Here is a 23,314-nt window from a genome sequence, read left to right as displayed (position 1 = left end):
GTTGCCGTACCCGAAAACGGGGTGAACGCCCTGACAAGGGCGTCGTCCTCAGGTGGACGTTCCGCAAAACCGCCACGCGGACGCCCCCGGCCTGCTCAACTTTGTCCCAGGGACACGTTCCGCAGGACCACGAGCACGAGCACTGCTCGGCCATGGGGTAAAGGAGGCCGTCGTGAGACGAGTGCGCCCTGGGGCGTCGGCGGCCCGCGGGGGTACCGGCGGTGCCTCCTCGCGCGCGGTCGGCGAGGAGCGTGCCCTGACGAGCGTCGCGGCCGGCGACCGTTACGAGGAGCCGGAGGACCTGCCACGCCTGTGGCACGTCACCCTCAGCGTCTCCGGCAAGGAGGCCCCGCTGAAGGAGGTGCGGCGCGGCCTCGAACAGCTGGCCCACGACCACCCCTTCCTGCTGACCAGCCGGTACGCCAACGACCACGCGGAGATCCGCTACTGGGAAGAGGCCCGCGACCTGCACGACGCGGCCGCCGTCGCCCTGCGCCTGTGGGGCGAGCACCGCCAGACCGCCAAACTCCCGCCCTGGGAGATCGTCGGCCTGGAGGTCATCGACCGTGAGACCTACCACCTGCGCATCGCCGAGGGGTTCGGACCGGCCCCGGCGACACCGGTCGGGGTTCACCCCTTTTGACCCCGTCTCGGGGTGTGGAATGCGCGGTGGACGCGCCCGCCCGGCGCACTACGCTTTCCCCTATGACCACGCTTTCGCCGTACGACTCGATGTCCCCGGTCACCCAGGCCGCCTACCGCGCCAAGGCCGCCGCCGCCGACCTCGCGCCGCTGCCGCGGGCCGACAAGGACGACGCGCTGCTCGCCATCGCGGACGCGCTGGAGGTCCGTACGAGCGAGATCGTCGAGGCCAACGCCAAGGACATCGCCAAGGCCCGCGAGGCCGGCACCAGCGAGGCCATCATCGACCGGCTGACGCTGACGCCGGAACGCGTGCGGGCCATCGCCTCCGACGTGCGGGACGTCGTGGCGCTGCCCGACCCGGTCGGCGAGGTCGTCCGCGGCTCGACCCTGCCCAACGGCATCGACCTGCGCCAGGTCCGCGTCCCGCTCGGCGTCGTCGGGATCATCTACGAGGCCCGCCCGAACGTCACGGTCGACGCCGCCGCCCTCTGCCTGAAGTCCGGCAACGCGGTCCTGCTGCGCGGCTCTGCCTCCGCGTACGAGTCGAACAGCGCGCTCGTGCGGGTGCTGCGCGATGCGGTGGGCGGAGCCGGGCTGCCCGCCGACGCCGTGCAGCTGGTGCCCGGCGACAGCCGCGAGAGCGTGCGCGAGCTGATGCGGGCCCGCGGCCTGGTCGACGTGCTCATCCCGCGCGGCGGCGCCTCCCTCATCCAGACCGTCGTCGCCGAGTCGATCGTCCCGGTCATCGAGACCGGCACCGGCAACTGCCACGTCTACGTCGACGCGAACGCCGACCTCGACATGGCGATCGACATCCTGATCAACTCCAAGGCGCACCGCGTCAGCGTCTGCAACGCCGCCGAGACGCTCCTCGTCCACCAGGACATCGCCCCCCGCTTCCTGCCGCGGGCCCTGGACGCCCTCGCGGCGGCCGGAGTGACCGTGCACGCCGACGAGCGGGTGCTGGCGTACGCCAAGGACTCCAAGGCCACCGTCGTCGAGGCGACGCCGGAGGACTGGGAGACCGAGTACCTCTCCCACGACATCGCGGCGGCCGTCGTCGACTCCCTGGACCGGGCCGTCGAACACATCCGCCTGTGGACGTCCGGTCACACCGAGGCCATCGTCACGACCTCGCAGCAGGCCGCCCGCCGCTTCACCCAGCTGGTCGACTCCACCACGGTCGCGGTCAACGCCTCCACCCGGTTCACCGACGGCGGCCAGTTCGGCTTCGGTGCCGAGATCGGCATCTCCACGCAGAAGCTGCACGCCCGCGGCCCGATGGGTCTGCCCGAGCTGACCAGCACGAAGTACATCGTCACCGGCGACGGGCACGTACGGCGCTGAGGCGCACGACCAGGCGCCCGACACGGCGCGGGCGCCCGGCACACACGTCGGGCGCCCGCCCGTGCGCGGAAGAGACGTCTGATCAACCGGATGAATTTCCATACCGTCTGCCCAAATTGATCCCCCCGGTCTAATCTGGATCCGTGCCGGAGGACGTGGGGGGCACGCCGTTCCCTGACGGCTGGGAGCCCGACGACAACCACGACCGCGGAGTGTCGGACGAAGAGTTCGCCTCCGTGGTCTTCGACGAGGCCTTCGTGCGGGCGGCCGTGGTGCACGAGCCGACCGCCGTCGAACGCCTCCTGGCCGCCGCGCAGGCCAGAGCGGAGGCCTCCGAGGCAGAAGCCCGCCGGGCAGCCCTCGGCAGGGGCGAGCGCTACGAGGACGGGTACGGCCACGACGGCCCGACCCGGTACGGCCACGACCCGGAACTCGACGACCTGGACGACGCCGACATCCTCGAGGGCCGCCACGGCGCCACCGGGACGTACGGCAAACCGGCCCGCTGGCACCGCCCCGTCGCCTGGATCCTCGCCCTCGTCATGGGGATCGGCATGGTCGCGCTGGCTTTCGCGGCGGTCTACCGCAGCGCCTCCTCAGGCGGCGACCCGGTTCAGCCGCCCGCCTCGACCGGCCTGGAACGGGGCAGCGCGGCGGCGCCCTCCGCCTCCGCCGACTACTCCCAGCCGGCCGTCTCCGCGGTCCCGCGCACGCCCTGAACGCGGGTCGGGGGCCCGTCGCCGGTCCTGGTGAGAACCTGTCAGAAGTTGACGCGCAGCGAGGCGTTTACCCGAGCGCCCGGCGACCTACTCTGAAGATATGGGAGGGCCTGGAAACCCACCTGAGGGGGCACCCGAGGGCGGCCCCGGAGGTGGAGAGGAAGAATACCGATCCGTCGTCTTCGACGAGTCGTTCGTGCGTGCTGCCCGCCTCCAGGAGTTCTCCGCGCAGGAGCGCATCGCCGACCACGCCCCCGCGGTACGCCGTCGGCCCCCGCTGCGCCGCGGCCTGTCCCGGCAGGCGCTGGTCCTGGTCCTGCTGATCGCCGTCGCCTTCGGCACCGCCGTCTACATGGGTGTACGGCACCCCTACCAGGCACCCGCCGCCCTGCAGCCCGTCGAGCCCCTGCGGATGACCGTCATCCCGCTCGCCCCCGAGGGCAAGGTGCCCGGGCACACCGACCCCGCGTACCTGTACGCGCACAGCCCCGCCGCCCAGTACCGCATCGGTGCCGAGGGGATACCGCTGCCCGCCTCCCGGCGTACCGCGCACTTCTCGGACAGCCAGGTGGTCGCCGCGCTGACCACCGCCAAGGACTACATCGTCCGGTCCTCGCTCTACCCGGAGGTCCTCACCGGCGAGCAGGTCCGTCCCGTGCGCGTCCTGCTCGACACGGACCAACTCGGCCAGTTCGACGAGAGTTTCGACCGCCCCGCGGCCGACGGACGGCACGCTCCCACCGGATGGCTGGTGCGCTTCGACCCGTCCGGCGCCGAGCTGGCCGACGGCAGGATCCGGGTCCAGGGCACGCTTCAGGCCGCCGAGACCGACCCGTCCACACTCGAGGTCACCGCGGACCACACCTTCGTGTACGCGCTGCGGCCCACCGGCACCGGCGACAAGGCCGAGGCGTCCTTGTTCACCGTCCGCCGCGAGCTGCACTTCCGCTTCGACACCGAGGACCTGCGCCTGCACACGGCCCAGCTCGTCGTCTCCTACGTCCAGGCCGGGCCCCTGTCCTGCGCCGAGGACTCCACCGACCACCTGCGCCCGCTGCTCGCGGGCCAGACCGCCAAGGAAGGCGGACCGGCCGGCACGGACCCCTATGCGACGGGCGGCGCCACGGCGCTGTGCGGGTCGCTGGCGACGAACGCGCAGCCGAAGGTGTGAGCAAGCCGGGGTGGAGCGCCTGAGGGCGTGGGCAGCCGACGGGCCTTCCGGTGGCCTCCCCGGTCCCGTCGACTGCGATGGACCCTCGGTCAGACGTCGTCCCTGGGGGGAGTGTCCGTCCCGCTCCCGTTCGCCGGGCCCGGCTTGTCCGTCGGCGGCTGGTCCTGCGGTGCCGAACCCGCGAAGCCGCCGAAGCCGCGCCGCACCCTGCCGCCCAGGTCCCCGGCCCCGCCGGCGAGGTCGCTGACCAGCTTCATCAGCGGGTCCTTGGAGGTCTTGACGTGCGTGGCGTAGTGCGACGCCGACTCCCGGAAGGAGTCCGAGACCGAGGTGTCCTTGTCCTCGCTGCGCCGCGGGTAGTGGCCGTCCATGATCCGCTGGTGGTCCCGGGACTCGGACCACTTCTTCAGCTCGGCGGCCCGGATCGTGGTGAAGGGATGGGAGCGGGGCAGCACGTTCAGGATCTTCAGCACGGAGTCGCGCAGGTCGCCGCCGGCCTCGTACTCCTCGGCCTGCTGCAGGAACGCGTCCACGTTCATCTCGTGCAGGTGGTTACCGCCGGCCAGCTTCATCAGGCCACGCATCGAGGCCGTGAGGTCCTGGCCGACCAGGAGGCCCGCGCGGTCGGCGGACAGCTCCGACTTGCGGAACCACTCGCGCAGCGCGGTCACGATCCCCATGATCGCCAGGTTGCCGAGCGGGATCCAGGCCACCTTGAGGGCGAGGCTGGTCAGGAACAGCAGGATGGTGCGGTAGACCGAGTGGCCGGACAGGGCGTGGCCCACCTCGTGCCCGACCACCGCCCGCATCTCCTCCTCGTCGAGCAGTTCGACCAGGCCCGTGGTGACGACGATGATCGGCTCGTCCAGGCCGATGCACATCGCGTTGGGCTGCGGGTCCTGGTTGACGTACATCGGCGGGACCTTCTCCAGGTCCAGGATGTAACAGGCGTCCCGCAGCATGTCGTTGAGGTGCGCGAACTGCTGGTCGGAGACACGCACCGAGTCGGAGAGGAACAGCAGCCTGAGGCTGCGCTCGGGCAGCAGACCGCTGAGCGCCTTGAAGACCGTGTCGAAGCCGCTCAGCTTGCGCAGCGCCACCAGGGCGGAGCGGTCGGCCGGGTGCTCGTACGCACGGGAGGAGATCCCCGGGAAGCGCCTGCGCTGCCTGCTCGGCACGTTCTCGTGCCCGTTCTGCTGGTGGCCGTCGGACATGTCTTCCCCCATGTGCGTGTGAGTGGCCCTTTGCGGACCTTTGTGCGGTCCTTTGCGCCCCCGAAGCAGAGCCCAGCCTAGGCGGAGTTACCGTGGACGGGCACTACAGCGAGAAGGAGTTCCGCGCCATGGAGCACAACCCCCGGGCCGCCTGGCTGGCTCAGGCCGCGCGCGCCGCCGAGCAGCAAGGGGCCGGGAATCTGCTCCGGGTCGTACTGATCGTGATGGCGCTGGGCTGTGTGCTGACCGCGTGGTTCCTGCTGCGGGGGTACAAGCGGAAAGACGACTGAGCCGGGGTGAAGGTTCCCAATGGCGGAGTCGGCGTGATCGGCGTCGGACCGCCCGCTTACCATGGGCCGACGTCTTTACTCCGCCCACACCGGATAGGTCCTGCCGAAGATGAGCTTCCACAGCACCGCTGCCCAGTTGGTCACCCTCGCCGCCGAGGGCGAAGAGCACGGTGGCAACCACGAGAGCCTCGACCCGCTGGTGACCGGCGGCGCCGCCTTTCTCATCCTGATGCTTCTGCTGTGGATCACCACCCGTTTCAACCGCGACCGCTGAGGCACCCGGCGCCCATAACAGGGCACTCCGGGCATCCTCCGACCGGCGCCCTCAGGCTGGGCCGGTAGGGTCTGCACGCATGGGAGAGCAGGACATGCCTACCGGTCCGGCGAACGACACGCCGAACGGCACGGAAGACCGCCCGGTGAACGGTGTCGACAACCGTCCGTCGAGCGCCCTCGGCAACGGACCGTCGGGCTCCGGCAAACGCCGTCTCGGTGTCATGGGCGGAACGTTCGACCCCATCCACCACGGGCACCTCGTGGCGGCCAGCGAGGTCGCCGCGCAGTTCCACCTGGACGAGGTGGTGTTCGTGCCGACCGGCCAGCCGTGGCAGAAGAGCCACCGCAAGGTCTCCCTGGCCGAGGACCGCTACCTGATGACGGTCATCGCGACCGCCGAGAACCCCCAGTTCTCGGTCAGCCGCATCGACATCGACCGCGGCGGCGCCACCTACACCGCGGACACCCTGCGCGACCTGCGCGCGCTCAACCCCGACACCGACCTCTTCTTCATCACCGGCGCCGACGCCCTCGGTCAGATCCTGACCTGGCGGGACGCCGAAGAGCTGTTCTCCCTCGCGCACTTCATCGGGGTCACCCGGCCGGGCCACGTCCTGTCCGACTCCGGTCTCCCGGAGGGCGGCGTCTCGCTCGTCGAGGTCCCCGCCCTCGCCATCTCCTCCACCGACTGCCGGGCGAGAGTCGCCAAGGGCGACCCCGTCTGGTATCTGGTGCCGGACGGAGTCGTGCGTTACATCGACAAGCGCGAGCTGTACCGCGGCGAGTGAGCCGAGAGGGGCACCGGTGAACGACCGATACGACGCGGGATACGGCGGCAATCGCGACGACCAGTACGAGCTCGTCGGCTACGACGAGTACGGCCGGCCGATGTACCGGCCGGTCCTGCCGCAGCAACAGCAGGCCCCCCAGCAGCCGTACGACCCGTACGCGCAGCAGCAGGGCTACGGCTACGACCCGTACGCCACGGGCGGGCAGCACCCGGCCCCCGCGTACGACCCGTACGACACCGGCCGGCAGGCACCCGTACCGCCGCCGTACGACCCCTACGGCACCGGTGTCCAGCAGGGCGGACCGGCGCCGTCGTACGACCCCTACGGCCAGACCGCCACCAGCGGTCAGCAGCCCCGCGTCGCCGAACAGACGGCCTACATCCCCCAGCAGTCCGGCCCGGCCGCGGAAGCGGACACCTCTGGGCAACGCCATCGCTCCGGCGCCGACGAGGCCCACCGGCCCGACGGTGAACGGGAGTTCCACACCGGGCAGTTCGCCTTCGTCGAGGAGCCCGACGGCGACTCCGAAGACGTCATCGACTGGCTGAACTTCACCGAGAACCGCACCGAGCGCCGCGAGGAGGCCAAGCGCCGCGCCCGCAGCCGCCTTGTCGCCCTCGTGGTGGTGATGGCGCTGGTCGCGGTCGGCGGTGTCGGCTACCTCTGGTACGCCGGGAAGCTGCCCGGACTGTCCTCGTCCCCGGACGCGAAGACCGGCACGGCCACCGCCGCCGGGGCCCAGAACCGCGACGTGATCGTCGTCCACCTGCACAACACCGCCCAGGGCGGCACGTCCACGGCGCTGTTCGTCGACAACACCACCACCAAGCAGGGCACCACCGTTCTGCTGCCCAACTCCCTCGTCCTCACGGACGACGACGGGTCCACGACCACCCTCGCCAAGTCGGTCGAGGACGACGGCTCCTCCGGTACCCGCGACTCCCTCGACGGCGTCCTCGGCACCGACATCGAGGGCACCTGGCGCCTCGACACCCCCTACCTGCAGAACCTGGTCGACCTGGTCGGCAACATCGAGGTCGACACCAACGCCGACGTGCCCGACCCGGAGGCCAAGAAGGGCCAGGCACCCCTGGTGAAGAAGGGGAAGGCCCAGACGCTCAGCGGCAAGACGGCCGTCGCCTATGCCACCTACCGCGCCTCCGGCGAGGCCCAGAACGCCCAGCTGGAGCGGTTCGGCCAGGTCATGCAGGGTGTGCTGCGCAAGCTGTCCTCCGACCCCACGGCCGCGACGACCACCGTGCAGACACTGGCGCAGATCCTCGACCCGTCGCTCACCGACAAGGACCTCGGCACCTTCCTCGCCAAGCTCGCCGACCGGGCCAAGGGCGGCGACTACAAGACCGCGCTGCTGCCCGTGCAGACCGACGGCACCCTGAGCGCGGCGGCGAGCGACAGCGTCGTCAAGGACGTGCTCGGCGGTACCGCGAAGAGCCCCGACAAGGACGCCGCGGTCAGCGTCTCCGTCCAGAACGCCACCGGCGTCAAGGACAACACCGAGAAGGCTCGCGTCGTCCTCCTCAACGGCGGCTTCAGCTTCCTGGAAGGCGGCACGGCCTCCTCGGCTCGGGCCACGTCCAAGGTCGTCTACGCCGACGCCGCCGACAAGGAGAACGCCACCGAGGTCGCCAAGACCCTGGGCCTGGACGACGGCTCCGTCACCAAGGGCAAGGTCTCCGGGAGCGCGAACGTGGCCGTGGTCCTCGGCCAGGACTACGAGCCGGGCTCCTCCTGACCGAGCCGGTCGGGGCCGCCCCACGTGATCCGCTGATCGCGTGGGGCGGCCCCGGCGGTCCGTGAGACCCTTGGCGTCAAGTGTCCGCCGACCGAAAGCCTTGTAGTGACCGCGACTGACCGCTCTCTCGAGCTCATCACCACCGCCGCCCAGGCGGCAGCCGACAAGCTGGCGCACGACGTCATCGCCTACGACGTCAGTGACGTCCTGTCGATCACCGACGCCTTCCTGCTGGCCTCCGCGCCCAACGACCGCCAGGTCAAGTCGATCGTCGACGAGATCGAGGAGCGGCTCTCGAAGGAGCTCGGCGTCAAGCCGGTGCGCCGCGAGGGCGACCGCGAGGCCCGCTGGGTCCTGCTGGACTACGTGGACATCGTCGTACACGTCCAGCACAGCGAGGAGCGTGTCTTCTACGCCCTGGAACGGCTGTGGAAGGACTGCCCCGAGCTCGACCTGCCCGCCGACGCCAAGGCGACCCGCGGCAAGGGCCAGGAGCACGCCAAGCTGCGCGCCGAGGAGGACGCCGCCGAGTTCGGGGACGCGCGGTGAGCGCCCCCGCGGGAGCCGGTCGCAAGCCGGGCCGCGGCCGCCGTGTCATCCTCTGGCGGCACGGCCAGACCGCCTGGAACGTGGAGCGCCGCTTCCAGGGCACCACGGACGTCGCCCTCACCGAGACCGGCGTCTCCCAGGCCCGGCGCGCCGCCCGGCTGCTGGCCTCCCTGACCCCCGACGCGATCGTCGCCTCCGACCTTCAGCGGGCCGCCAACACGGCCGCCGAGCTCGCCGAGCTCACCGGCCTGGAGGTGACCCACGACGAGGGGCTGCGGGAGACCTACGCGGGTGTCTGGCAGGGGCTGACGCACGAGGAGATCATCGCCCGGCACGGCGAGGAGTACGCGGCGTGGAAGCGCGGCGAGCCGGTGCGCCGCGGAGGCGGCGAACTGGAGACCGAGGTCGCCGACCGCGCCGCCCCCGTGGTGCTGCGGCACGCCGAGAAGCTTCCCGACGACGGCACGCTCGTCGTGGTCAGCCACGGCGGCACGATCCGGACGACCATCGGACGCCTCCTCGGCCTGGAGGCGCACCACTGGGAGAGCCTCGGCGGACTCTCCAACTGCTGCTGGTCCGTCCTCGGCGAGGGGGCACGCGGCTGGCGCCTCCTCGAGCACAACGCCGGCACTCTCCCGGAGCCGGTGCTCGGCGACGACGACTGAGCGTCGCACTCAGGCCCGCGACCCGGATTTCACTTTCCGGCAGGTCGCAGGCTAAAGTTCTTCTTGTTCGCCCGCCGAGCGGGAAGAACGCAAGGGGCTATAGCTCAGTTGGTAGAGCGCCTGCATGGCATGCAGGAGGTCAGGAGTTCAATTCTCCTTAGCTCCACAGTTCTCGAAGATCGCTTGGTGAAGATCCCGTCCCGTTGGGGCGGGATTTCTTTTATACCGTCCTCGGTCGTGTGCCGGGCCGTCCCCTCGGGTGGTGGCCGGGGCGGTGGCGAGAGCGGTGTGCCGCTGTACGTCGCCTTCGCCGGTGCGGGGCGGACGGGCTCGCGCTCGCCCTCGGCCGGACGCTCCCGCGGACGCCGCTGGGGTGGGGCCCGAGAACCCGGCACACTGTTCTTGAATCGGCTTGAGTCACTTGGGGGCTTGGAGGCGTATACCTCTGCGGAAACGCTTTGGCGTGCAGTTTCGCGCCGGCCGGGACCGCCGCGGCGGGTGCCGTGTCCGGACTGGTACTGAGGCGTCGCTGACCGTATTGGTCCGGCCGTGGCAGAATCAAACGGCCGGAAGGGGGCGCGGCCCGACGGGAGGGAGTAGTGATGCCTGCGAGCATCCTCACGGAGGTCGGCCACCTCCGCGAAGCAGCATCGACACGGGATACGGTCACCCGCCTCAGCTGCCCTTCCTGTGGTTCCGTCCACGTCGCCCAGGTCCTGGGGGACAACGGCGGGATCTCCTACGTGTGCACGGCCTGCGGCCACAGCTGGAGCTGATCGATGGGTGCACACAGGCGAAAGTGCGACTGGTGCGGCAGCGGTACGCCGATCGTCCGTGACATGGAGCCGGTCAACTCCGAGTACCAGTACTGGTGCGAGGAGTGCGCGCGGGCGCTGATCATAAAAGGCGATCCGATCGAGACGTACCGCGAACTGGAGGGTGAGCCGATCTACGGGCGGCTCCTCGAAGAGCACTGCACGCTCAAACGGTTCTATTCGTTCGTCACCGCGTGAGGCGACATCAACTCCCGTATCCGGACAGAACGGAACCGATTTGGTGCTCCACCCGGTCGGCCGGTAAAGTTGGCGTCGCCGCCGGGGAAACCGGGCGGCGCGGTCAACAGGCGGTTTCTTCGCATGACCGCGAGGGGCTATAGCTCAGTTGGTAGAGCGCCTGCATGGCATGCAGGAGGTCAGGAGTTCAATTCTCCTTAGCTCCACAGCAATCGAAGGCGGGTCATCCGAGAGGATGACCCGCCTTCGGCGTGTGTGGGGGTACGTCTGCGTCTGCCGATGGCAGGAGAACGGCGGGCCGCCCTCAAGGGCAGCCCGCCGGAGTGTGTTCAGCGGCCCAGGGCGCGGCGGCCGCGGCCCTGGGAGAGGACCGGGAGGTTGTTGCGGGTCGCACCCTGCGAGCGGGTGTCCTCCTCGAGGCGCAGGGCAAGCGCCGGGCAGCGCCGCACGGCCCGCAGCGCCTTAGCCTCCGCATAGCGCGGCACCTGGGCCTGCGCGACGGTCGGGAAGCCGTCGGCGCCCAGCTCGAAGACCTCCGGGAGGATGTCGGCGCACAGGCCGTGGCCCCGGCACAGCGTCCAGTCGACGTAGATCTTCTGGCGGCTGGGGCCGTTCTCCTCGGACTCGCTGCCGCCGGGGATGCCCGTGGGCGTCTGGCCGCCCTCGAAGAGCGGCAGAACGCCCTCCACGGGCCTTCCGCAGCCGTTCCCCAGGACGTGCGCGGCCAGGTCGTCCGTGAACGCCTTGATCGTCGACTCCAGGAACATCGCGGACCCGTCGGGGTGCGAACACGCCCCGCGCCGCTTCACGTTCTTGGCGACCTGCTTGAGGGCCTCGAGGGCGGCCGGGCCGCCGCCGTTGATGATGTCCTCCATGCCGCGCGCGGCGGCGGGCAGCCCGAGGTAGCAGGGACCGCACTGTCCCGCGCTCTCCTCGGCGAGCCACTGCGCCACGCGCAGCGACTCGCCCAGCGGGCAGGTCTCCTGACTGATCGGCAGGATCGCGCCGGCGCCGAGGGAACCGCCCACCGCGTCCAGGGAGTTGCGGGAGACGATCGCCTCGTTGACCGTCGCCGCGTCGATCCACTTGCCGTGGTAGCCGCCGGTCAGCACGCCCTGCGGGACCGGCGGGGCGCCGGCGAGCTGGAGGACATAGCGCAGCGGCACGCCCGTGGGGACCTCGATGACCATGGGGCGGGCGACCGCGCCGGAGACCGTGAGCATGACGGTGCCCGGCTCGTCGTACAGGCCGGTGTTGCCGTAGCGCTCCGGGCCGATGCGGGCGGCGATGGCGAGCTGCGCGAAGGTCTCCGCGTTCGACAGCAGAGTGGGTGCTCCGCCCACGCCGGTCTGGGAGGCGCTGACCTTGCGGCCGGGCGGGATCGCCGGGCCGCCGTCGATGGAGCGGATCAGCGACGCCGCCGCTCCGGTGACCATGCGGACGGGATTGCGCTGCACGCGCGCGCGTAGCGCCGATCGACGGCCGTTGCTGAGGCCGCGTTCGGCGAGGGCGGCCTCCATGGAGCGCTGCGTGGACTCACGTGTCACCCCCACCACGAGCGTGCGGGCACCCAGGGCCTCCGCGACCAGCAGCGCGCCGTCCAGGATGAGGTGCGGGGCACGGTTGATGAGCACCGTGTCCTTGCGGCAGGCCGGCTCGTCCTCGCTGCCGTTGACGACGACGACCGGCCGTACGCCGCGCTTGATCGCCGATTCGGCGACCGAGCGCAGCTTCTTGTGGAAGGGGAAGCCCGCGCCGCCGCGGCCCTTCAGGTTGATGGCCTCCGAGAGCTTCGCGAGCTGCTCTCCACCCATGGGTTCGAGCGGCCCGTGCACCTTCAGGTGCATGGGCAGATCGAGCCTTTCCACAAGGTCGAAGCCCGACGTGAGCTGGGGAAGGCCGACCACGCGGACTTCTGGGACGTCGGGCAGGGCCTCGTTCACTTAAAGCCTCCGGAAGGCGTGTTCCAAGGTTCGCCCGAACCCGGTGCGTCGAAGTCGTACGAAGCACCGGGCAGTGTTTCAGTGGCGGGACCGCTGTTGTACGTGTCGTTCGGGTTGTACGTGCCGTAGAAGGTGTTCGACTCACCGGTGTCGTACACGTCACTCGTGCCGTACTGGCCCGTGCCCTGATTTCCATAGGCGGGGATGTTGTATCCCGTGTCCTGGAGCGGGTCGTAGGCGGACGGGGGTGCCTCGCCGACCGGCGGCGGGGACGGGATCGGCCAGCTGCCCGACGTGCTGCCGCCGTTGTCGACGCGCGGGATCGCCTCCGTGGGCTGCATGTCCATCGGCAGGTCCATGCGTGCGGTCTGGTCGGCGTAGGGCTGCCGCTGGCGTGGCGTCGACACGGCACGGTAGGCGGCCGCGAAGCCGTTGGCGGGCTCCGGGGACGCGGGGGCGCCCGTGGACGCGTCGAACCGGGGGGACATGCCGGGCCGGGAGCGGTTCCCGCGCTGGTTCTCGTAGCCGGGCAGCGCGCCGGTCTCCGCCATCCTGGCCCGGCTGGCGTCGAGCTCGTCGCGGCCGGGCCGCTCCTCGCCGGCCCCCAGAACCGCGGTGATCCTGTCGGCGACCCTGCGCTTGACCGGACGCGGAGCCGCGCGCAGGGCCAGAGCGGCGGTGACGCCGAGCAGGGAGAGGCCGTACAGGATGACGAAGATCGGTTTCGCCGTGCGACCCGCGTAGAGGCCGTGGATGAGTGCCGCGCACCAGGCCGGGTAGGCCAGCATGTGCATGGCACGCCAGCGGGCCGCCACCGGCGCGGGGGAGGCGAAGGCGCTGCGCATGGCGCCGGTGATGCCCACGAAGATCATGAGCAGGCCGGCGAGGGAGCCGAGGCCGATCAGGCCGGCGCTTCCGGTGATGCCGAGCGAGAAGGGGATCAGCGCCGAGATCAGACTCGTGTGGTCGAGTGCGATCTTGGTGGTGATGTGCAACAGCAGGAACGCGATCGAGGCGACCGCGGTCGTCCGGTGCACCGCCTGTCCGATGATCCGTTGGCGCGTGTTCAGGAAAACCCGGTCCTGGGCGACCAGGCCCCAGATCACCGAGCAGCTGAGCGAGACGAGGCACAGGACGCCCGCGCCGAAATTCAGGAAGTCCCGGACCCTGTCACCTCCGACCAGCACGAACACGGGTAGGAAGAGCAGGAAGGCAGCCGACGCAGCCCCATAGGCCGACCGGCCCGGCTGGGGGAGTGAGCTGTTACTACGACGAGGGTTCATGGGGGCAACTCCGAGCAGTTTCGGGAAAGCGGTCCCGCTGCCGCACTCTAAGTGGCTCCATACCGATGGGTACGAGGTTTGAGTTATTGCGTTGTTATCAAACGACAATGTGGCCGTTGTGATGTCCCTTAGTGGCTGTTACGCGAAGTAACCTTTGGCGTGGGTTCCTTGGTGTCGAGTGTCTTCGGTGTGCTGGACGCAATCTGTGAGGAGCGGCACCCGGTGCCAATGAGGCATACGTAAGCGCGTCGCATCGTGCTCAACGGCTGCGGTACCCTAACGCCATGCGTGCCGTACGCCTTCTGCTTAGCGAGCCGCGCTGATCAGTCCCGACCACCGGGCGAATCGGATGGTCGGAATCGGCGCGGCGTCCCCTCCTGTGCGAGGGGATTTTTCGTTTCTTGGATGTCACCGCCGCTGGCAGAGACGATCGATGGAGCTTTGAGGACCATGAGCGAGACGAACCCCGCTGCCACCGCTGCCATGTCGGCGGAAACAGCGCCGCACCGCTACACGGCCGCCATGGCGGCCGACATCGAGGCACGCTGGCAGGACTTCTGGGACGCCGAGGGCACCTACGAGGCGCCGAACCCGAGCGGTGACCTGGCCGACGACCCGGAGATGGCGGCCAGGCCCAAGAAGTTTCTCATGGACATGTTCCCCTATCCGTCCGGTGCGGGCCTGCACGTCGGTCACCCCCTGGGCTACATCGCGACCGACGTCTTCGCCCGCTTCCACCGGATGACCGGCCACAACGTCCTGCACACCCTGGGGTTCGACGCCTTCGGCCTGCCCGCGGAGCAGTACGCCGTGCAGACCGGCACGCACCCGCGCGTGTCCACCGAGGCCAACATCGAGAACATGAAGGTCCAGCTGCGCCGGCTGGGTCTGGGCCACGACAACCGCCGGTCGTTCGCCACGATCGACCCGGACTACTACAAGTGGACCCAGTGGATCTTCCTGCAGATCTTCAATTCCTGGTACGACGACGAGGCCGACAGGGCCCGCCCCATCTCCGAGCTGATCGCCCGGTTCGAGACCGGTGAGCGTGCCGTACCGGGGCACACGCGCGCGTGGCAGGAGCTGAGCGACACCGAGCGCGCCGACGTCCTGAGCGAGTTCCGCCTGGCGTACGCCTCCGACGCGCCGGTCAACTGGTGCCCCGGGCTGGGCACCGTGCTGGCCAACGAGGAGGTCACCGCCGACGGCCGCTCCGAGCGCGGCAACTTCCCCGTCTTCAAGGCCAAGCTGCGCCAGTGGAACATGCGGATCACCGCTTATGCCGACCGGCTGCTGGACGACCTGGACGCGCTGGACTGGCCCGAGGCCATCAAGCTGCAACAGCGCAACTGGATCGGCCGCTCCGAGGGCGCCCGCGTCGACTTCCCGATCGACGGCGAGCGCATCACGGTCTTCACCACGCGCCCGGACACCCTGTTCGGCACGACCTACATGGTGCTGGCGCCCGAGCACCCGCTTGTCGAGAAGTTCACGCCCGACGCCTGGCCCGAGGGCACGCACCAGGTGTGGACCGGCGGCCACGCGACCCCGGCCGAGGCTGTTGCCGCGTACCGCGCGCAGGCCGCCTCCAAGTCCGACGTCGAGCGGCAGGCCGAGGCCAAGGACAAGACCGGTGTCTTCATCGGCGCGTACGCGACCAACCCGGTCAACGGCGAGCAGGTCCCGGTCTTCATCGCCGACTACGTGCTGATGGGCTACGGCACCGGCGCGATCATGGCCGTACCCGCGGGCGACCAGCGCGACTTCGAGTTCGCGCGCGCCTTCGAGCTGCCGATCCACTGCATCGTCGAGCCGACCGACGGCCGCGGCACCGACACCTCCACGTGGGAGGACGCCTTCGCGTCGTACGACGCGAAGATCATCAACTCCGCCAACGACGAGGTCTCGCTGGACGGCCTGGGCGTCGCCGACGCCAAGGCGCGCATCATCGAGTGGCTGGAGTCCAAGGGCGTCGGCGAGGGCACCGTCAACTTCCGGCTGCGCGACTGGCTGTTCAGCCGGCAGCGCTACTGGGGCGAGCCCTTCCCGATCGTCTACGACGAGGACGGCATCGCCCACTCCCTGCCCGAGTCGATGCTGCCGCTGGAGCTGCCGGAGGTCGAGGACTACTCGCCGCGCACCTTCGACGCTGACGACGCCGACACGGAGCCCGAGACCCCCCTGTCGCGCAACGAGGACTGGGTCAACGTCACCCTGGACCTGGGTGACGGACGCGGCCCCCGCCCGTACCGCCGTGAGACCAACACCATGCCCAACTGGGCCGGTTCCTGCTGGTACGAGCTGCGTTACCTGGACCCGCACAACGACCGGAAGCTGGTCGACCCGGAGATCGAGCAGTACTGGATGGGCCCCCGCGAGGGCCAGCCGCACGGCGGCGTCGACCTGTACGTCGGCGGCGCCGAGCACGCCGTACTGCACCTGCTGTACGCGCGCTTCTGGTCCAAGGTGCTGCACGACCTGGGGCACGTCTCCTCGGCCGAGCCGTTCCACAAACTGTTCAACCAGGGCATGATCCAGGCCTACGTCTACCGCGACAGCCGTGGCATCGCGGTGCCCGCCGCCGAGGTGGAGGAGCGCGACGGCGCGTACTACTACCAGGGCGAGAAGGTCTCCCGGCTGCTGGGCAAGATGGGCAAGTCCCTGAAGAACGCCGTCACTCCGGACGAGATCTGCGCGGAGTACGGCGCGGACACCCTGCGCCTGTACGAGATGGCTATGGGCCCGCTGGACGTGTCCCGGCCGTGGGACACGCGCGCGGTGGTGGGCCAGTTCCGGCTGCTGCAGCGGCTGTGGCGCAACGTCGTCGACGAGACGACCGGCTCCCTGTCGGTGGCCGACACCGAGCCCGACGAGGACACGCTGCGTGCCCTGCACAAGGCGATCGACGGGGTGCGCCAGGACCTGGAGGGCATGCGGTTCAACACCGCCATCGCCAAGGTCACCGAGCTGAACAACCACCTGACCAAGGCGGGCGGCGCCGTGCCGCGCCCCGTCGCCGAGCAGCTGGTGCTGCTGGTCGCGCCGCTGGCCCCGCACATCGCCGAGGAGCTGTGGCGCAGGCTGGGACACACCGACTCGGTCGTCCACCAGGACTTCCCGGTCGCCGACCCGGCCTACGCCGTGGACGAGAGTGTGACCTGCGTCGTGCAGATCAAGGGCAAGGTCAAGGCACGGCTGGAGGTCTCCCCGTCGATCTCCGACGACGAGCTGGAGAAGGTCGCGCTGGCCGACGAGAAGGTCGTGGCGGCGCTGGACGGCGCGGGTATCCGCAAGGTGATCGTGCGGGCGCCGAAACTGGTGAACATCGTTCCGGCGTAGCCACGGCGGCGCCGGCCGCTACTCGGGGTAGTCCCCTACGGGCAGGTTCGGGGTTCTTCTGGAACTCAGGGCCTGCCCGCAGCGTTTACCGTTGAGGAGCGGCGCGGAGCGTGCCGTCGGTCGGAGGAGGAGCTGGTGGAAGCAGTGATCGCAGTAGTCGCCCTGCTTTTCGTGCTCTTTGTGGTGCTCGGTGCCTACGCCACGGTGAAGGTGGTCGGTGCCGCCAAGCGCGGAGTGGACCGCACCATCACCCAGGCCCGCCGTACGGTCGAGGACCACACCCTGCGCGCCAAGTCCTTCGCCCACCTCGGCCCGTCCGGCGAGATCGCCCAACTGCGGCTCAAGCTGCGCACGTCGATGCGCGCCACCCAGGAAGCGCTGCACGCGGGCGTGGCCGAGGACGAGTCCCTCAAGGAGTCCCTCGGCCTCTTCGAGCGGCTCAGCGCGCACGGGCACGAACTGGACGCCGAGCTCAGGCGCCTGGAGTCCGAGCCCGACAAGTCCACGCTCGGCGAGCGGATGCCCGACCTGCGCGAGCGCACCAAGCGGATCACCCAGTCGGCGGACTCGCTGCGCTGGGCGGCCCGCGACCGGGCCCGGCGCTTCGCCGACGACGACCTGGACTCGCTGAGCACGCAGATCGACGTCGAGGCCGGCGCCCTGCGGCACTGGACGACCACGGAACCCAGCCCCGGCTCGGCCACACGGCCGCCCCCGTGGCCGGAGGCCCCGGCCGCTGCCGACGCCGGCGACACTCCCCAGCAGACCTGGACCGACACGCCTCAGGCACGCACCGCCGAGGAGCCCACACGGCCCGCCATCACCCCGCCGAGTGCGCGCCCGACGTACCCCTGGCAGAAGAAGACCCGCCCCGAGACCACGACTTGATCCGGACACGGGCACCCAGGTGAGAGTGCCCGGGCTGCCGCCGGGGCGCTACGCCAGGTAACCTCCAGCTCATGTCCCGCCATGTCGCGATCGTCACCGATTCAACGGCCTACCTGCCGCCGCGGACGATGGAGCGCCACGGCATCACCGCGGTGCCGCTGACCGTGGTTCTCGGCGACCGGGCGCTCGAAGAGGGCACCGAGATCTCGACCCGTTCCCTGGCCCAGGCACTGCAGAAGCGGCGCTCCGTCACCACCTCGCGGCCGAGCCCCCAGGTGTTCGCGGAGACCTACCGCAAGGTCGCCGAGGCCGGCGCCACCGGCATTGTCTCCCTGCACCTGTCCGCCGAACTCTCCGGCACGTACGACGCGGCGGTCATGGCGGCGCGCGAGGCTCCGGTTCCGGTGCGGGTGGTGGACACCGGGATGATCGCCATGGCCCTCGGGTTCTGCGCGCTCGCCGCGGCCGAGGTCGCGGAGTCGGGCGGCACGGTGGACGAGGCCGTCACGGCTGCGGAGAAGCGGGCCGCGGGCACCTCCGCCTACTTCTACGTCGACACCCTCGACTATCTGCGTCGCGGCGGCCGGATCGGCGCCGCGCAGGCCCTCTTCGGTTCCGCGCTTGCGGTGAAGCCGTTGCTGCAGCTCCAGGGCGGCCGGATCGAGCCCCTGGAGAAGGTGCGGACGGCGTCCAAGGCCATCGCCCGCCTCGAGGAGATCGTGGCGGACCGGGCCGGCAGCGCCAAGGTCGACATCGCCGTGCACCATCTCGCCGCCCCCGAGCGGGCGTCGGCGTTGGCGGACCGGCTGCGGGTGAGGGTACAGGGGCTGGCCGATCTGCATGTGAGCGAGGTCGGTGCGGTGATCGGGGCGCATACGGGACCCGGGTTGTTGGGGGTTGTGGTCTCGCCGCGTTGAGGCCGGCGAGCCGCGCTTCTTGGCGCGCGGTGTGGAGAGGTGCGGAGAGAAGTGCCGGCCGGCGAAGCGTTGTCGCTCGTGAGGGTGACGGAGTTTTCCACAACCCGGCGGTAGTCCCCGGGAATTGACCAAGATCATCGCGGCAGGGTCGGTGTGACCGATCCTCGGCGCATGGCACTTCGATCACGCTCACGCACAGCGAATCCCACCAGCGGGCCCGGACGCGGCCCCTCCTCCGACGGGCGCACCCGCCACCGCCGGGCACCCGCCCGCAGCGGCCGTGCCCACCACCGGCACGCCTCCGCGGACGAACTCCGGCGGCGCGCCGAGGCGTTGTTCGCCGAACGCGCGGGGGAGTGGCGGGAGTCGGGGAAGAGTCCGCCGGGGGGTGGGGCGGGAGACGTGGATGGTGAAGCGGGGGGCTCGGGCGGTGGAGCGCGGGCTGCGGGCGGTGGAATGCGGGCTGCGGACGGTGGCGACGGGAGTACGGGTGCGAGCTCGGCTGTCGGGAGTACGGGTCCGAGCCCGGCTGCGTCGAGTGTCGGCGTGGACGGGGAGCGGGTGGCCGGTGAGCGGCTGGACGGGGATGGCCTCGGCGGTCGGGTGGGGTCTCGCGATGATGTGGCTGGGGGAGTGGAGACTCTGGCGGATGGTGTGGGGTCGGGGAGTTCGGCGTGTGGGGGAGATGCGGGCGTCGGATTGACCGAGCCGTGTGGGTTCGCTTGGTCTGGTGGGCCCGGTAGGTCCGGTGAACCATGTAGGCCGGGTGGGTCAGGTGGAACATGTGGATCGGCTGGGCTGGTCGGCCCGGTTGGGCAGGTCGGGCGGTTCCCCGAGGGCCTCGCCCATGCTGTCGCCGAAGACGGTGGAGCCGTCGGACCGGTGGCTTCGCCCGGGTCGGCTGGACCAGTCGCACCAGTCGCACCAGTCGCATCAGTCGCACCAGTCGCACCAGTCGGACCGGCCGGACCGGTGGGATCGCTCGGCTCGGTGGAATCGGCCGGACTGGTCGGATCGGTCGGCTCGGTGGGAGTGGGTGGATCGGCTGGTTTGGCTGTCGGGGCGGTTGAGGCCGTTGAGGCAGTCAGGAGCGGTGAGGCCGGCCTTGAGGCGGGGCTCGGCGTGGTGGGGCGGCGGCGGGTGTGGGCCGGGCTTGCTCTGCGGGAGCGGATGCCGGTGTGGGTGCAGACGAGGTGTGGTCTGGAGCGACGGAGCGTGCTCGCGCTCTCCGTGTTGCTCGTGGTCGCCGCGGTCTTCGCCGTGCAGCACTTCTGGGCGGGCCGGACCGAGTCCGTTCGGGCGCCCGAGGTGGTGCGCGCGGCGGCTCCGTACGAAGGGGGACAGCACCGCGGCGAACAGGCGGAGCCGACCGCCTCGACCGGTGCGCCGAACGCCGTGGGGACGGCGGGGGTCGAGATCGTCGTGGACGTCGGCGGCAAGGTTCGTGAGCCGGGCATCCACCGGCTGCCGGCCGGTTCGCGGGTCGCCGACGCGTTGCGCGCGGCCGGTGGGGTGCGTCCCGGTACGAACACCGACGGTCTCAACCGTGCCCGGTTCCTCGTGGACGGAGAACAGGTGATCGTCGGCGCTCCAGCCGTCGCGATGCCTGGCTCGGGAGGTACCGGAGGTACGGGTGTGGGGGGCCCGTCCGGTTCGGTCGGCTCGGTGGGGGGAGCTGCGCCGGCTGCCCCTGTCTCCCTCAACACGGCCACCGCGGACCAGCTCGACACGCTGCCGGGCGTCGGCCCGGTGCTGGCGCAGCACATCATCGACTACCGCACCCAGCACGGGGGCTTCCGTTCGGTGGACGAACTGCGTGAGGTCAACGGCATCGGCGACCGCCGCTTCGCCGATCTGCGGAATCTCGTACGGCCATGAGGCAGGCCCCCCACGTGCCGACCGAGCACGACACAGCGGATGCCGGCCCCGGCCGCGAACCCCGTTCCGGTCGTGAACCCAGCCCCGGCCGCACCTCCGCCGTCCACACGGCCTCCGGGAGACGGCTGGGAGACGCTCACCCCCGACAGGAAGGACCGACGGATCTACGGCTCGTACCGCCCGCTCTCGCGGCCTGGGCGACGGCCGCGCTGACGCTGAACGCCTCAGGGCGCTGGGTCACCGCCCTCACGGTGGGGTGTCTCGTGGCAGCCGGTGTACTCCTGGTGTCCGGGCGGGCGCGCGCCCGGCCCGCGCGCGCCACCTGGCCCCGTGCCTCGGTCGCCGCCGTGCTGCTCTGCGTCGGAGCGGCAGCCGTGTCCGCCGGGCTCCACGGGGCCGATCTGCGGCGGGGGCCGGTGCCCGCGCTGGCACGGCAGTACGCCACGGCGACCGCCGAGGTCGAGGTGACCTCCGATCCCCGGCTCACCCGGCCCCGGATCAGGGGAAACCACGCGGCGCCGGTCTCTGTGCTGCTCAACGGCGAGGTACGACGCGTCGAGGTGGCGCATGGGTCGGTGGTGGCGACGCGCACACCGGTGCTGATGATCGTCGATGTGGGTTCGGGGGCCGGCCGACCGTGGGGCGGGGCGTCGGGCGGGCGGGCCTCCGCGGACGGGCCGGGCCGGTCGCCGTGGCTCGGGCTGTTGCCGTCCACGCGGCTGCGGGTGACCGCGCGGCTGGCGCCCGCCGTGGTGGGCGGCGACCGGGTCGCGGCCGTGCTGCGGGTGCGGGGCCGGGCCGCGCCGGAGGTGGTGCGGGAGCCTTCGAGGGCACAGCGGTTCGCGGGCCGGCTGCGCGCGGGGCTGCGGGAGGCCACGGACGGGCTGTCGGCGGACGCGCGGGCGCTGTTGCCGGGGCTGGTCGTCGGGGACACCGCGCGGATCACCCCGGAACTGGACGAGGCCTTCAAGGAGACCGACCTCGCACACATCCTGGCCGTTTCCGGGAGCAACCTCACGATCATCCTCGCCCTGCTCGTCGGCCCGCCCGGCCTGGCCCAGCTCGCCGAGCGCCGCGGACTCGCGCCCCGTCTGGGCATCTCGCTCCGGACGACCGCACTGCTGGGCGGGGTGCTCACCCTTGTGTTCGTCGTCGTGTGCAGGCCGGACCCGAGTGTGCTGAGGGCTGCTGCCTGCGGAGCCGTCGCGCTGCTCGCGCTCGCGACCGGACGCCGCCGGTCGCTGATCCCGGCGCTGGCGACGGCCGTCCTGCTGCTGGTGCTGTACGACCCGTGGCTGGCCCGGAGTTACGGCTTCCTGCTCTCCGTCCTGGCCACCGGCGCGCTGCTCACGCTGGCACCCCGCTGGAGCCTCGCCCTGCGACGGCGCCGGGTTCCGCCGAGACTGGCGGAGGCGCTGGCAGCCGCGGCAGCCGCGCAGGCCCTGTGCGCGCCGGTCGTCGCCGTACTGTCGGCGCGGGTCAGCCTGGTGGCGGTGCCGTGCAACATCCTCGTGGAGTTCGCGGTCGCGCCGGCCACAGTGCTGGGCTTCGCCGCGCTGGCCACGGCGCCCGTGGTGATGCCGGTGGCGAAGGCACTCGCCTGGTGCGCCAGTTGGCCGACGGAGTGGATCGCGGAGATCGCCCGTACGGGCGCGGCGCTGCCCGGCGCAGGAGTGGACTGGCCGGACACCTGGGGTGGGGCGGCGCTGCTCCTCCTCGTCACGGTGGCCGTCCTGCTCACAGGCCGGCGACTGCTGGGACATCCCTGGCTGTGCGCTGCCTGCGCGCTGCTGGCCCTGCTGGCCGTCGTGCAGCCGCCGCCGCTGACCCGGGTGATCACGGGCTGGCCGCCGCCGGGTTGGCGGCTGGCGATGTGCGACGTGGGGCAGGGCGACGCGACGGTGCTCGCGGCGGGCGAGGGCACGGGCGTGGTCGTGGACGCGGGCCCCGATCCGGCACTCGTCGACCACTGTCTGCGAGCGCTCGGCATCACCAGGATCCCGCTGGTCGTGCTGACCCACTTCCACGCCGACCATGTGGCGGGACTGCCCGGAGTACTGCGCGGACGGTCCGTCGGGGCGATCGAGACGACCGGCTACGAAGAGCCGGTGGACCAGGCCGAGTTCGTACGGAGGGAGGCGGCGGCGCGGCGTATCCCCGTGACCCGTGGCATGGCCGGGGAGCGGCGGCGGACCGGGGCGCTGTCCTGGGAGGTGCTGTGGCCGCCGCCGAGCCCGGTGCCGGAGCCGGAGGGGCCGAACGACGCGAGCGTGGCCCTGCTCGTCAGATCGGCCGGACTGCGGTTCCTGCTCCTCGGGGACCTCGAACCTCCGGCACAGCAGGCGCTGTTGAGGTCCCCGGCGGGTGCGCGGCTGGGCGGGATGGACGTGCTCAAGGTCGCCCACCACGGCTCTGCGTACCAGGACCCGGAGCTGATACGCCGGGTGGCCCCGCGGCTGGCGCTCATCTCTTGCGGTGCCGACAACCCGTACGGACACCCTGCTCCCAGCACGGTCGCGGCGCTGCGGGCGGGAGGTGCGGTGGTGCTGCGGACCGACCGGGACGGGGCTGTCGCAGTAGCGGGGGGTACGGGTACGGGCTCCGGGGAGCTTCGGGTGGCGCGAGACTGAGGT

Annotated in this window: 19 protein-coding genes and 2 tRNA genes; 18 read left to right on the top strand and 3 right to left on the bottom strand. The window is 71.1% G+C overall.

The features are described 5' to 3' along the window. Positions 1-181: 181 nt before the first annotated feature. From KUM49_RS29080 to KUM49_RS29065, 4 genes are all read left to right on the top strand, one after another. The gene (locus tag KUM49_RS29080) at positions 182-643 is read left to right on the top strand and encodes a hypothetical protein (RefSeq protein ID WP_217239975.1); all 462 of its coding nucleotides are present in this window, start codon (positions 182-184) and stop codon (positions 641-643) included. 62 nt (positions 644-705) lie between these two features. Next, a complete protein-coding gene (locus KUM49_RS29075; protein ID WP_217239936.1) occupies positions 706-1,992 on the top strand; it encodes a glutamate-5-semialdehyde dehydrogenase in 1,287 nt (428 codons plus the stop codon). A 143-nt stretch (positions 1,993-2,135) separates the two neighbouring features. After that, on the top strand, positions 2,136-2,711 hold the full coding sequence (locus KUM49_RS29070; protein ID WP_217239935.1) for a hypothetical protein: 576 nt from the start codon (positions 2,136-2,138) through the stop codon (positions 2,709-2,711). A 100-nt stretch (positions 2,712-2,811) separates the two neighbouring features. Beyond that, positions 2,812-3,882 carry a hypothetical protein gene (locus tag KUM49_RS29065; protein WP_217239934.1) on the top strand — a complete coding sequence of 357 codons (1,071 nt, stop codon included), beginning with the start codon at positions 2,812-2,814 and terminating at the stop codon, positions 3,880-3,882. 89 nt (positions 3,883-3,971) lie between these two features. On the opposite strand, the gene KUM49_RS29060 is transcribed toward KUM49_RS29065, so the two are convergent. Next, positions 3,972-5,108 carry a M48 family metallopeptidase gene (locus KUM49_RS29060; RefSeq protein ID WP_374200211.1) on the bottom strand — a complete coding sequence of 379 codons (1,137 nt, stop codon included), beginning with the start codon at positions 5,106-5,108 and terminating at the stop codon, positions 3,972-3,974. An 80-nt stretch (positions 5,109-5,188) separates the two neighbouring features. On the opposite strand from KUM49_RS29060, the gene KUM49_RS29055 reads away from it, so the two are divergent. From KUM49_RS29055 to KUM49_RS29015, 9 genes are all read left to right on the top strand, one after another. Beyond that, positions 5,189-5,386, top strand: coding sequence for a hypothetical protein (locus tag KUM49_RS29055; RefSeq protein WP_217239980.1), 198 nt, complete (start codon positions 5,189-5,191; stop codon positions 5,384-5,386). Positions 5,387-5,495: 109 nt separating this feature from the next. Continuing rightward, positions 5,496-5,660, top strand: a complete 165-nt coding sequence (locus KUM49_RS29050) for a hypothetical protein (RefSeq protein WP_217239932.1) — start codon at positions 5,496-5,498, stop codon at positions 5,658-5,660. Positions 5,661-5,739: 79 nt separating this feature from the next. Next, positions 5,740-6,450 carry a nicotinate-nucleotide adenylyltransferase gene (gene nadD, locus KUM49_RS29045; RefSeq protein WP_217239931.1) on the top strand — a complete coding sequence of 237 codons (711 nt, stop codon included), beginning with the start codon at positions 5,740-5,742 and terminating at the stop codon, positions 6,448-6,450. Positions 6,451-6,466: 16 nt separating this feature from the next. After that, positions 6,467-8,206 carry an LCP family protein gene (locus KUM49_RS29040; protein ID WP_217239930.1) on the top strand — a complete coding sequence of 580 codons (1,740 nt, stop codon included), beginning with the start codon at positions 6,467-6,469 and terminating at the stop codon, positions 8,204-8,206. Between the two features lie 105 nt (positions 8,207-8,311). After that, positions 8,312-8,755, top strand: coding sequence for a ribosome silencing factor (gene rsfS, locus KUM49_RS29035; RefSeq protein WP_217239929.1), 444 nt, complete (start codon positions 8,312-8,314; stop codon positions 8,753-8,755). Then, positions 8,752-9,420, top strand: coding sequence for a histidine phosphatase family protein (locus tag KUM49_RS29030; protein ID WP_217239928.1), 669 nt, complete (start codon positions 8,752-8,754; stop codon positions 9,418-9,420). Before rsfS ends, KUM49_RS29030 begins: the two co-directional genes overlap by 4 nt. A 93-nt stretch (positions 9,421-9,513) precedes the next feature. After that, positions 9,514-9,586: transfer RNA gene (locus tag KUM49_RS29025), tRNA-Ala, on the top strand. A gap of 613 nt (positions 9,587-10,199) precedes the next feature. Beyond that, a complete protein-coding gene (locus tag KUM49_RS29020) occupies positions 10,200-10,433 on the top strand; it encodes a hypothetical protein (RefSeq protein WP_007492859.1) in 234 nt (77 codons plus the stop codon). Between the two features lie 133 nt (positions 10,434-10,566). Next, positions 10,567-10,639 (top strand) — tRNA-Ala (locus tag KUM49_RS29015). 123 nt (positions 10,640-10,762) lie between these two features. Here the strand turns inward: KUM49_RS29015 and KUM49_RS29010 are convergent. Together KUM49_RS29010 and KUM49_RS29005 are read right to left on the bottom strand one after the other, a co-directional pair. Continuing rightward, complete coding sequence (locus KUM49_RS29010) at positions 10,763-12,376, bottom strand: NADH-quinone oxidoreductase subunit NuoF family protein (RefSeq protein WP_217239927.1); 1,614 nt, start codon at positions 12,374-12,376, stop codon at positions 10,763-10,765. Continuing rightward, on the bottom strand, positions 12,373-13,659 hold the full coding sequence (locus KUM49_RS29005; RefSeq protein ID WP_217239926.1) for a cytochrome b/b6 domain-containing protein: 1,287 nt from the start codon (positions 13,657-13,659) through the stop codon (positions 12,373-12,375). The genes KUM49_RS29010 and KUM49_RS29005 overlap by 4 nt, the downstream gene beginning before the upstream one ends. Before the next feature lie 450 nt (positions 13,660-14,109). Here KUM49_RS29005 and leuS point away from each other — a divergent pair, with 450 nt between their 5' ends. The 5 genes from leuS to KUM49_RS28980 all read left to right on the top strand — a co-directional run bounded on the left by leuS (position 14,110) and on the right by KUM49_RS28980 (position 23,311). Continuing rightward, complete coding sequence (gene leuS / locus KUM49_RS29000) at positions 14,110-16,998, top strand: leucine--tRNA ligase (RefSeq protein ID WP_217239925.1); 2,889 nt, start codon at positions 14,110-14,112, stop codon at positions 16,996-16,998. A 135-nt stretch (positions 16,999-17,133) separates the two neighbouring features. Further along, on the top strand, positions 17,134-17,886 hold the full coding sequence (locus KUM49_RS28995; RefSeq protein ID WP_217239924.1) for a hypothetical protein: 753 nt from the start codon (positions 17,134-17,136) through the stop codon (positions 17,884-17,886). A gap of 71 nt (positions 17,887-17,957) precedes the next feature. Continuing rightward, on the top strand, positions 17,958-18,803 hold the full coding sequence (locus KUM49_RS28990) for a DegV family protein (protein WP_217239923.1): 846 nt from the start codon (positions 17,958-17,960) through the stop codon (positions 18,801-18,803). A 1,122-nt stretch (positions 18,804-19,925) separates the two neighbouring features. Further along, positions 19,926-20,681 (top strand): helix-hairpin-helix domain-containing protein, encoded by a 756-nt coding sequence (locus KUM49_RS28985; RefSeq protein ID WP_374200210.1) that lies wholly within the window; start codon positions 19,926-19,928, stop codon positions 20,679-20,681. After that, on the top strand, positions 20,678-23,311 hold the full coding sequence (locus KUM49_RS28980; RefSeq protein WP_217239922.1) for a ComEC/Rec2 family competence protein: 2,634 nt from the start codon (positions 20,678-20,680) through the stop codon (positions 23,309-23,311). The genes KUM49_RS28985 and KUM49_RS28980 overlap by 4 nt, the downstream gene beginning before the upstream one ends. Positions 23,312-23,314 lie beyond the last annotated feature (3 nt).

Origin of the sequence: Streptomyces sp. AC555_RSS877 (genome assembly GCF_019049245.1) — a bacterium.
Taxonomy (GTDB): domain Bacteria; phylum Actinomycetota; class Actinomycetes; order Streptomycetales; family Streptomycetaceae; genus Streptomyces.
This window is presented reverse-complemented; position numbering and strand designations above follow the sequence as displayed.

What these genes read in the sequence shown, in the direction of transcription:
- KUM49_RS29075 (WP_217239936.1), top strand. Translation starts at nt 706, where the DNA reads ATGACCACGCTTTCGCCGTACGACTCGATGTCCCCGGTCACCCAGGCC.
- KUM49_RS29065 (WP_217239934.1), top strand. Translation starts at nt 2,812, where the DNA reads ATGGGAGGGCCTGGAAACCCACCTGAGGGGGCACCCGAGGGCGGCCCC.
- KUM49_RS29060 (WP_374200211.1), bottom strand. Translation starts at nt 5,108, where the DNA reads ATGGGGGAAGACATGTCCGACGGCCACCAGCAGAACGGGCACGAGAAC.
- KUM49_RS29050 (WP_217239932.1), top strand. Translation starts at nt 5,496, where the DNA reads ATGAGCTTCCACAGCACCGCTGCCCAGTTGGTCACCCTCGCCGCCGAG.
- nadD (WP_217239931.1), top strand. Translation starts at nt 5,740, where the DNA reads ATGGGAGAGCAGGACATGCCTACCGGTCCGGCGAACGACACGCCGAAC.
- KUM49_RS29020 (WP_007492859.1), top strand. Translation starts at nt 10,200, where the DNA reads ATGGGTGCACACAGGCGAAAGTGCGACTGGTGCGGCAGCGGTACGCCG.
- KUM49_RS29005 (WP_217239926.1), bottom strand. Translation starts at nt 13,659, where the DNA reads ATGAACCCTCGTCGTAGTAACAGCTCACTCCCCCAGCCGGGCCGGTCG.
- leuS (WP_217239925.1), top strand. Translation starts at nt 14,110, where the DNA reads ATGAGCGAGACGAACCCCGCTGCCACCGCTGCCATGTCGGCGGAAACA.
- KUM49_RS28990 (WP_217239923.1), top strand. Translation starts at nt 17,958, where the DNA reads ATGTCCCGCCATGTCGCGATCGTCACCGATTCAACGGCCTACCTGCCG.
- KUM49_RS28980 (WP_217239922.1), top strand. Translation starts at nt 20,678, where the DNA reads ATGAGGCAGGCCCCCCACGTGCCGACCGAGCACGACACAGCGGATGCC.